This is a genomic window from Bacillus sp. JJ1532, assembly GCF_036965085.1.
Lineage (GTDB): Bacteria > Bacillota > Bacilli > Bacillales > Cytobacillaceae > Cytobacillus.
On record NZ_JBALOW010000003.1, the window covers coordinates 226695 to 235854 of the forward strand.

At 34.4% G+C, this 9160-nt stretch carries 17 protein-coding genes; 10 read left to right on the forward strand and 7 right to left on the reverse strand.

What is annotated here, in order from left to right:
• Positions 1-177: 177 nt before the first annotated feature.
• The 5 genes from V7122_RS02605 to V7122_RS02625 all read left to right on the forward strand — a co-directional run bounded on the left by V7122_RS02605 (position 178) and on the right by V7122_RS02625 (position 2573).
• Positions 178-486 (forward strand): hypothetical protein, encoded by a 309-nt coding sequence (locus V7122_RS02605; protein ID WP_335525729.1) that lies wholly within the window; start codon positions 178-180, stop codon positions 484-486.
• 238 nt (positions 487-724) lie between these two features.
• Positions 725-1090 (forward strand): hypothetical protein, encoded by a 366-nt coding sequence (locus V7122_RS02610; RefSeq protein WP_335343972.1) that lies wholly within the window; start codon positions 725-727, stop codon positions 1088-1090.
• A gap of 98 nt (positions 1091-1188) precedes the next feature.
• Positions 1189-1485: a hypothetical protein gene (locus tag V7122_RS02615; RefSeq protein ID WP_335343973.1), complete on the forward strand. Its 297-nt coding sequence runs from the start codon at positions 1189-1191 to the stop codon at positions 1483-1485.
• Entirely contained in the window at positions 1485-1718 is a 234-nt protein-coding gene (locus V7122_RS02620) for a holin (RefSeq protein WP_335343974.1), read from the forward strand. Before V7122_RS02615 ends, V7122_RS02620 begins: the two co-directional genes overlap by 1 nt.
• A gap of 15 nt (positions 1719-1733) precedes the next feature.
• Positions 1734-2573, forward strand: a complete 840-nt coding sequence (locus V7122_RS02625) for an N-acetylmuramoyl-L-alanine amidase family protein (RefSeq protein ID WP_335525730.1) — start codon at positions 1734-1736, stop codon at positions 2571-2573.
• Positions 2574-2669: 96 nt separating this feature from the next.
• On the opposite strand, the gene V7122_RS02630 is transcribed toward V7122_RS02625, so the two are convergent.
• Complete coding sequence (locus V7122_RS02630; RefSeq protein ID WP_335525731.1) at positions 2670-2846, reverse strand: hypothetical protein; 177 nt, start codon at positions 2844-2846, stop codon at positions 2670-2672.
• A 206-nt stretch (positions 2847-3052) separates the two neighbouring features.
• On the opposite strand from V7122_RS02630, the gene V7122_RS02635 reads away from it, so the two are divergent.
• Entirely contained in the window at positions 3053-3226 is a 174-nt protein-coding gene (locus V7122_RS02635) for a hypothetical protein (RefSeq protein ID WP_335525732.1), read from the forward strand.
• A 57-nt stretch (positions 3227-3283) separates the two neighbouring features.
• Here V7122_RS02635 and V7122_RS02640 read toward each other — a convergent pair whose 3' ends face one another.
• From V7122_RS02640 to V7122_RS02655, 4 genes are all read right to left on the reverse strand, one after another.
• Entirely contained in the window at positions 3284-3526 is a 243-nt protein-coding gene (locus tag V7122_RS02640; protein ID WP_335525733.1) for a hypothetical protein, read from the reverse strand.
• A gap of 128 nt (positions 3527-3654) precedes the next feature.
• Positions 3655-5199 (reverse strand): HIRAN domain-containing protein, encoded by a 1545-nt coding sequence (locus V7122_RS02645; RefSeq protein ID WP_335525734.1) that lies wholly within the window; start codon positions 5197-5199, stop codon positions 3655-3657.
• Between the two features lie 157 nt (positions 5200-5356).
• A complete protein-coding gene (locus tag V7122_RS02650; protein ID WP_335525735.1) occupies positions 5357-5710 on the reverse strand; it encodes a hypothetical protein in 354 nt (117 codons plus the stop codon).
• Positions 5711-6043 carry a YolD-like family protein gene (locus V7122_RS02655; protein ID WP_335525736.1) on the reverse strand — a complete coding sequence of 111 codons (333 nt, stop codon included), beginning with the start codon at positions 6041-6043 and terminating at the stop codon, positions 5711-5713.
• Positions 6044-6145: 102 nt separating this feature from the next.
• Here V7122_RS02655 and V7122_RS02660 point away from each other — a divergent pair, with 102 nt between their 5' ends.
• The gene (locus V7122_RS02660; protein WP_335525737.1) at positions 6146-6364 is read left to right on the forward strand and encodes a hypothetical protein; all 219 of its coding nucleotides are present in this window, start codon (positions 6146-6148) and stop codon (positions 6362-6364) included.
• A gap of 2 nt (positions 6365-6366) precedes the next feature.
• Positions 6367-6606: a YolD-like family protein gene (locus V7122_RS02665; RefSeq protein ID WP_335525738.1), complete on the forward strand. Its 240-nt coding sequence runs from the start codon at positions 6367-6369 to the stop codon at positions 6604-6606.
• Positions 6607-6645: 39 nt separating this feature from the next.
• Here V7122_RS02665 and V7122_RS02670 read toward each other — a convergent pair whose 3' ends face one another.
• Both V7122_RS02670 and V7122_RS02675 read right to left on the reverse strand, forming a co-directional pair.
• Positions 6646-6798: a hypothetical protein gene (locus tag V7122_RS02670; protein WP_335525739.1), complete on the reverse strand. Its 153-nt coding sequence runs from the start codon at positions 6796-6798 to the stop codon at positions 6646-6648.
• Between the two features lie 16 nt (positions 6799-6814).
• Positions 6815-7039, reverse strand: a complete 225-nt coding sequence (locus tag V7122_RS02675) for a helix-turn-helix domain-containing protein (RefSeq protein ID WP_335343984.1) — start codon at positions 7037-7039, stop codon at positions 6815-6817.
• A 289-nt stretch (positions 7040-7328) separates the two neighbouring features.
• Between V7122_RS02675 and V7122_RS02680 the strand changes: the two genes are divergently transcribed.
• Both V7122_RS02680 and V7122_RS02685 read left to right on the forward strand, forming a co-directional pair.
• A complete protein-coding gene (locus V7122_RS02680; protein ID WP_335525740.1) occupies positions 7329-8627 on the forward strand; it encodes an FtsK/SpoIIIE domain-containing protein in 1299 nt (432 codons plus the stop codon).
• On the forward strand, positions 8575-9144 hold the full coding sequence (locus tag V7122_RS02685) for a replication-relaxation family protein (RefSeq protein WP_335525741.1): 570 nt from the start codon (positions 8575-8577) through the stop codon (positions 9142-9144). Before V7122_RS02680 ends, V7122_RS02685 begins: the two co-directional genes overlap by 53 nt.
• The last annotated feature ends 16 nt before the right edge of the window (positions 9145-9160 follow it).

A 9160-nucleotide genomic window follows, 5' to 3' on the forward strand; every position in this document is an offset into this window, starting at 1 on the left:
TCTAGGACGATAATGTGCAGCAACTAACACCCGGCGAGGTGTATTTTTTATGCAATAAGCAGGTATATTACTACTTACTTAGCAAGTAATTAAAATGTAAAGCGATTGTCATTAGAATATCCTTGTTGTTAGGATTTTTTACGTATAAACTTTACCTACTATTAAGGAGTGGTAAAGTTGAAAGAAGTAACTGCAAACAAACTAGTATTTAAGAAAAGTTTATCAATAATTGAACAAATGAAATTGAAAGATTTCATGTTTAAGTGGCTCGATAGACCGGAAAAAGGAATAGATGATATTCTTCCACTTGAATACACACAATCTGTCTTTGCAAAGATGGAGACACCTTCGGATACAAACTTTATGACCGAAGGTGATGAAACTTTAAGGTATGTCACATTGACTGAAGATAATCAGATTGTCATTGGGGTTTTAGATGCCAATGACGAGTTGAAATTTAGAATATTATATCTAGAAGATTATTAATTACCTTTTCTAAGAATTAACGGCATTAAAAGTAATTGTGTATAAAGAGTTATATTAATAAATGTATGGGGACCGAGAAATTCAGTCCTCTTTTTATTTCATGATGTCCACAGTTTTACCCGAACCGATCGGGATTATTTTTGATACTTTTTAACTATGCCTATTTACCCATTCAAAAAACAAGGTTATCATTTTATTAAAAAGAGATACTTTTGGAGAGTGAATGGGAGATGGGTAAATGAAATTGGATGAGCTGGTAAATAAAATAAATCAATGTGTTGATGAATTTGATTATGTTTCAGCAAGAAAATACATTGAGGAAAATATTGGTGTTCTAGAAGGGAGAATGCAATTACTGAAAGGTAATGCAAGAGTGATTCTAAATTTCCTAATAGAACAATTAAACTCCGGCGTTGAACCCTTATCCAGAAAGGAACTCACCGTTATTAATGCAATTAATGCATATGCCTATAAATTTGATTTAAGAGGAATAAAGGTAATGCTTAAAGAAAATGCAAAGTTATTTTTGAGAGAAGACATCATTGTTTATTTAAATAGCGATGCCAAAATTATACTAACTGGAATGAAGGTAATAAATAATTAATTGGTAAGAGTCCTTTTCAAGGGCTCTTTTTATATTGCCATCAAGATCTAAGCTTGCCCCGAACCGATCGGGCCTATTAATTTTAAGTAGGTGATAGTTTGGACACTCAAGTCGTAGCAGTTATTGGATTATTATGTACCTTGCTAGGTGCAGTGATTGGAATTTTAACATTTAGCCGTAATCGAGATAAAGATGTCAGAACAGATGCGTCTGAATCTGCTGTCATCAAAACCAAATTGGACAATATCAATGCAGGAGTTGAATCGATTAGGATTGATATAAAAGCAAATGAAAAACAGACTCTTGCATTAAGTGAACGGGTTACGAGGGTTGAGGAATCTAGCAAACAAGCTCATAAGAGGCTTGATAAAATTGAAAAGGAGAATGATAAATAATGTTTGAAATTGCTATTGTAATCGCTGTTGTTTTGGCTCTTACTGAATTAATAAAAAGATTGGGCTTTATGCCGGAAAAATATTTACCTGCTGTTTCCGTTTTACTTGGAATAATAGCGGGTATTTTTTATGTAGATGTAGTGACTCTTCAGGACAAAATTATGTTTGGATTAATGATTGGTTTGTCAGCTTCTGGTTTGTTTGATCAATCAAAAATTGTTACAAAAAAATAAGGAGGTGAATCATACATGGTTAAAATATTTATTGATCCAGGGCACGGCGGTACGGACCCGGGAGCAGTAGGGAATGGACTGCTAGAGAAAGATTTAACATTGCAAATTTCTAAACGTATTCGAGATTTGTTAATAGGATTCGAAAACACCCAAGTAAAACTCAGTCGTGAAGGAGACCAAACTTTATCACTCAAACAACGTACTGATATGGCGAATGAATGGGAAGCCGATTTTCTATTGTCCGTCCACATTAACGCAGGGGGCGGTACCGGCTATGAGGATTTTAGACATTCATCACAGTCAACTAGTTCAGTTTCTGGGATTATACAAGCAGCTATCCACTCTGCCGTTATGATGGAGATTAAAGATTATGGTGTAGTTGACCGTAAAGCAAAGGCTGAAAACTTTCACATGTTAAGAGAGTCTCATATGCCAGCTGTATTGTCTGAGACTTTATTTATAGATAGAGCAGCAGACGCAGCATTACTCAAAGATGATGATTTTTTGAATGCAATAGCACAAGGTCATATAAATGGATTAGTACAAGCATTAAACCTAAAGACAAAAGCTCAATCAGTCCTAATGTGGGGGAAGACAGAGTTTAAGAAAGGGCAGATTGGTAGAATAACTATTCTAAAACCAATAAATTTGTGGACCGAAGATGCAGCTGGTAAATTGCAAATGGTCCGTATTTTACAGCCAGATGAGCAGTATCGTGTGTATGGTTATCGTGAGAATTATGGCGGACAATATGATGTTGGTGCAAACCACTGGATCACTAAGATTGATGGATACGTTAAGTATGAAACACCATCAAAAGTATTGTTAGCTAAAGCAGCAGAAGTATATAAATAATGTTCACTTTGGGATATTATCACCAATTAATTGAATGTTACTTCTGACTAAAGGAGCCAAGAAAGTGTTTAAACTTCTTGGCTCTTTTTTTTGTAATTACTGATTACTTGCTCCGGTACCTGATTGAGCATTTTGATTACCCTGATTACCCATATTAGAAATTTGTGGGATCATATTTTGAAGTTGTCCACCACGTCCAGTCATTAAACTATAAGCAGCTGCTCCAATTCCAACAGAAGCAATAATCGGTAATATTTGAATGTTATTTCTCATATCCCATTCACCTACTTATAAGGTTTTGCTCATATGAGCATTTATAGGGTTTGTTATTTATTATTTAAAAACCGAAGTTTTTTATGGGAAATTACATACTTCTTTTGTTGCTTCTTTACCTAAAAAAAGATAAGGACTTTTAAATAACAAATGGATTTCTGGAAATAGTAATTATGTAATATTACTTTTGAAGGAGATAGGTTAGAATGCATTATTCTCAATTAAGAATTATATCAGGGGAACACCCGAGAAGAGGTTATAAGAAGGAAATGGAATCATTAGATCGTTACTTTCAAGATCCAATTATCCATCGGCAGATTCATGGAGAAGAAATTTACACACCATTAAATTTACATAAAATTTGGGATCGTATTGGCTAGTGACTTAAATGTCTAAATAAAATTGCCCTTCTCGTTAAGAAGGGCTTTCAATCTCTGCTATTTTCCGTTCCTTAATCTCCACAATGCTATTTCTTTAGCTTGTTCTAATGTGCCTCCGTAGCAATTCCAAACTGTTTCTTTACCATTACAAGCAGAGACTTTAAAGCAATCTCCCTGATCAATAACGTGAAACTTTATTTTCCCTCTTCGGTAGTACCAAAACCAATCCCAAAATCTACATACATACTCAAGCCAAATCGTTTCCCAAATTTCATACCACTTTTCACCCAATCTCTCCATTTAAATCGCCTCATTTTCAAACTTTCAGAAGGTTATGATGTTAATATTTGACAAATAGGAGGGAAGTCCTTGTGACGAATTGGTGAAATAAAAAAAAGTCCCTCTCAAATGAGAGGGGTATTAAAAGATTACAATACATTGATTTTTACTCTAATTTGTGACCATTCATCGGGAGAGGCGTTTTGTATATCCAATTTAGAAACTGTTGCAGTATACCTTGCGTTATCCTCTATCATCTTAGTAAATTCCATTGAGTAATACTTTGGAACAAATCCAATATGTACACCTTTAGCTAGCACCTTAACAGCGTAATGATCATGCTCATTTTCAATATCTTTTTGCAGTTCAATCGAATCATTAATTTTTAAATCTGAGGTTATTTCACTAAATTTATTATAACGTGCTCCAGCTAAGTCAAAGGTAAAGTCATAGGAATTATTAGGGATGTATTTAAAGTCTTTTACAAATTCAAAATTATCCGTTGCAGTGCGCCCCCTAGTGGCCTCCAATACTTCCATTTCAGAACTCGATGAATCAAGACCATAACGTTCCAATATTTCAGCATAATCCGGGCGCCGTGGTTGAGGTAGACGACTCCTAATATCCTTAAAAAGGCTCCCGTTTACTTCATAATGATGCGAAAGAAACGGGAAATTAGGGTAATTTTTAAATCCGTGTTGAATTGCGTCATTTAAATCAGGGTTTAGATAAATAAACCGATATATATTTGTTAGCTCATTGTACATTAATTTCCCTACAGTAAATCTTTGACGAGAAACAGGATCTTTCCAAATTAATAATAATTCATTTACTGTATTTACCATACTATCACCTATTCTTTTTAGAATATCGCGTCTTTTAATTAAAAATAGTTTTACGAATTCTTTATGTTTTTCTGTAATTACTTCATTAGGAAGTTTATTTATGATGTTTTCAATTATCACATCAGTTAAATGACTTAGCCGATCAATTGATGCTAATGTTCTTAGGGGAAATAATTTGAGTATTTTTCTAATTAATGCGAAATGATTTTCGTTTCTAATATCTCCCCAACCTATTTTAGCCTTTCCTTTATATATGTATCTTAATAAATCTTCGTTAGAGTCACAGTATTTATTAATACTAACTTCATTTAAATCTCTACCCAAACAAGCACTATTATCGTATAAAGGAGAAATGAATTTTATATCTTCTATGTCATGCCGAGTTATACCCCAATTATCTTGGTGCCGATCACCATTTGCAACAAGTGCGTCAAAAATTATAATAAACAAAAATTCACCAAAAGAGATGTTTTGCTCATCCAACACTTTTTTGATTAATTGTACATTGTACCCAATATTTCTTTCATCATCATAATCAAACGGAAAGTAAGTTCCGCCATCAAAATGAGAGAAACCATTGTTTTTATCAACAAAAAAATAGCTTAATGAACCATATGTATTACCTCTTTTTGCAAGATCTACTCTTGCGCAATTGAAGTCTAAAATGTTTGCAATTTCACTACAAAGTTTTTCGGCCCAATGTTCTCCTCGGTTTTCTCTTGGGATTTTGAACATTGCACTTTCGCTAGTAGAAGGGTTTATTAACCAAACCTTTTCACGTAGTCCTTTACCTTCTCCCTTTTCTGTATCCACTAACCAATCTGTTACATCTATAATAGGATATTTCATTTCTTACATCCTTAATAATTTTTGATTACTAAATCAACTATAACTCAAAGTGACAAAATTTTCATATAAAAAAAGACTATATTTTTATTGTAGCTTTTAAAAGGTATGTCTTCTTTAATAAACTTCGCCCCTGTAAAGCCACCTTAAAACGGGTTTACTATCGATTATATAAATAATACTCGATCAACTCCTGCACCTTATTACGAATCCGCGGATTAAAATAATTATGCTGCTCCTCATATCCCTTATAGAAAAACATAAATTGCGTGAAAGCTTCATCGTGCCCAATCTGTTGCAGTTTCATGTTTCCTTTCCTCATGTTCAACTTCACTTCTTTCAAATCCCTTTGTACACTCTTAATCGTTTCATCAACTAAGTTAAGATATGGCTGCTTTAGCTTAAAAGCAGCTTTATCGAATATTAATCGGTCTTTTTCGAGTACAGTAAGGACCATCGGAAGGTACATTGCTTGTTCGATAATATCTCTGTCATCATTCGGAATCCTGGTCAATTAAATCCTCTCCACACAGGTAATATCACTAATCATTATTCGTTCATTATTAGTTTCATTCTCTAATAGTATGTGCTTCATAAATTGATCCACCTTACTAACCACTCCAAAGCGATGGATATAATAGCCGTGATTCCAAATGGTTACTTTAATTGGAATTGCGTAGTTTAGCGAGTCCATAACAAGAATGCCGATCTCTTCGAGTTCTTGCTCATCCAGTTGTGGCATATTCTGTCTGTTTTCATCATTAGCAAGATTTCTCAGCATTTTTCGGTGCTCAGGCATGAAATGCGCTGGTTGCCATTTTATTAATCCGCGATCACGAATCATCATTAGTCATCTCCTTATTAGATTATTATATGCGAACATTAGTTCTTTATTCAATTGAAATCGAACAAAGGTTCTTATATAATTATGGTAAAGGAGGTCAGATTGATGAGAAGTTTACTATTAAAGGCGGCAGCAAGTGGAGGAATATTAGAAATGATATACTTGGACTGTAAGGGGAATATTAGCCAGCGTAAAATTAAGGTGTTATCAGTAAATAAGGAGTCATTAAGAACCTATTGTTACGTCCGAAAGCAACAGAGAACCTTTAAAATAAGTAACATCTTATCGGTCGGACCAGTACGAAGTATGAGGAGAGGGGCATAATTATGTCTAAAGTTAAGAAAAAAAGACCAACGAGAGACGAATTCGAGCTAGAAGAGATTGGTAATTCACTTGTAGAAGCGCATGATGAAAAATCAGAAGTAATATTAGATATCTGGGAAAAAGAGGCGATTCAAGGGCAGATAATAAAAATGGATAGTCGCACAAGATTAATTCATATCGAAAAGGATTCTAACATTACCAAAGTTCCGTTTATGGACATAATGAAAGTTTCTATATTGTAACTAAAAGTTGAAAGCGCTCCTCAATAACGAGGGCGCATTTCATTTTTCTTCAAACAGATCGCCATTCATCACAACTTTATGTGTCTCAAGCATTAAGTCGTAAAACAAAAGGACTTTTCGAACCTCAATAGGGGTAATCTCTACCTTCTGCAAATCCTCAATTAACATTTGCCAGTCATCAGCTATAGTCAATTAAATCACCTCAAATTTACATATCCCAGAAATCACTCATTTTTGCATTTGGTTCAATCTCTCTAATTGCTTTCAATAATTTCTTCATAACATCTGCTCTTGGAATATAATCCTTTTCGTTGCATGCCTTCGTAACGGTATTTTTACTTACCTTGGCAGTCCTAGCTAAATCTTGTTGGTCTAAACCATTCCGATCCATCCATTTCCCTAATTTACTTCGTGGTTTGCCTAATCCCCACATATTTTTATACCTCCAAAAAGTAGTTGTATCAGCATTCTTGACCATGAATCCCAAAATTATACGATCGGATTTAAAAAAGTTGGGAATTATGTACAAGCCGTATGTCATAACATCTACTATTCACTTAGTTATTCGCTAACTTATTCGCAGAAACCTTCGTCTGTAATTTCGTTAGATGAACAGTTAAGCGAAACTTACAAACTTAATCGAAGCAAGGAGGTAATCAAATTTTTTCTATTCGTTGTCAGTGCAACTATTTATTATTAAATAAAAAATTTGGGGTGAGGAAATGCTGTTTGAAATCGTTACAACTTCTTTGGCTGCTGGTTTAGTTGGATTTAGTTATTTTAAACGGTCAGAGTTAGACGATGGAGAAAAGATAAAGAAAATCGCTTTAAATTGTGGCCTGTATGTAAAAGAAGAAAAAGAAATTCGTACCATGCAACTTTATCGTAAGAAAAAGCATGAATGGGGAATGGAATATGTTTATCGCATTCCACTAGGTATGTGTTTGACTGATTTCGAAAAGAAGACTGAGCATTTAAGGGATGGTCTTAATAATAGAAAAAAACCAATAAACTTTAGAGGATTAGTACAAATGGACTTTAAAGAAAAGCTTTTACCTCAAATTAAGCAAATATTAGGAGATCGTTATATATCGGATAAAGATATCGAATTGAATTATGATGGAATGCTCAATATCAAAGTTTTAGATAGACATATTCCAAATAAGATTAATTTCAACTTAGGTATGCTAGGAGAATGTGTTGATTGGGAAATTCCTCTTGGGGAAAGCAGATATGGCTTTGTGAATCATGATATGGAACGTGGCCACATCACATTAGCAGGGGCGACAAGAAAAGGAAAGACAGTTCTCTTAAAGATCATAATTACATCATTAATACACCAACAACCCGAAAATACAAAGTTAACACTCATTGATCTAAAAGGTGGCTTAGCGTTCACCCGTTTTAAAAATGCTAAACAAGTGCTAGAGGTTGCTACAAACATAGATGAGGCTTTATCAGCATTGCAAAAGATAAAAAGTGAGATGGACCAAATGAAATGTTGGTTTGATAAGAATGGATCCGAAGATATTAAAGAAGCTGGGATTGATACTAGACATTTCATTTTCGTTGATGAAGCAGCGCAAATCTCGCCAAACATCATCACGGGGAAAGAAGAAAAGGAAAAAGCCCGCAAATGTGAAGGAACGCTTTCGGAAATAGCTAGAATAGGGGCCGGGTTAGGATACAGGCTTATTTATTGCAGCCAATACCCGACAGCAGATGTCATGAATAAGCAGATCAAGCAGAATTGCGATACAGTGATTACTTATAAGCTAAGGGATGCGGTTGCATCAAGAGTAGTGCTGGATGAATCAGGTGCAGAAAAACTAGAAGTACCTGGTCGCGCAATTTATAAAACACCAGATGGAGTTCGAATAGTTCAAACTCCATTTATTGAAAATGATCAAATAGAAAAGATGATTGCCCCTCATATCACCATAAAACCACGAAGGGAGGAGTTGATCATTGAAGAAACAACAAAGAGTAGAGGAAATACTTTTAAGCTTGAAGAACTGTGATTATCTTTCAAGGGAACAGTTGCAAAAAATGCACAACCTTGGTCAAACTCGTAACGCTCAACGGATTCTGTTTAGCTTAAGTGAATATATTTCCTACTTTAATGAAGAAAAAAAGAAAATCTACTACTTAAATGCAGTTGGTCGAGAAATGGTGCAAGCTGAAAAGATCAGAAAGAAAACACCACAGGTAAATCACTTTTTAATGAGAAATGATTTATACATCATCAAAGGTCGGCCTTCAAATTGGAAGAACGAAGTAAAAGTATCCGTAAATGACATATCACTCATAGCAGATGCAGCCTACATCTTCAATAAACTCCATCATTTTGTAGAAATCGATTATAAACAATCCATGTCAAAAAATATCCAAAAGATTAAAAGATATAAAAAGTTATCCACATATAATCCACAATTTGCATTAGTTTGGGTGACAACCACCCCTTACAGAAAAAAGAGAATTGCGGATCTGTGCAAGGAAATGGACTGCAAAGTGTATTTGTGGAATGAAATTAAATAGGAGGGATATTATGTCC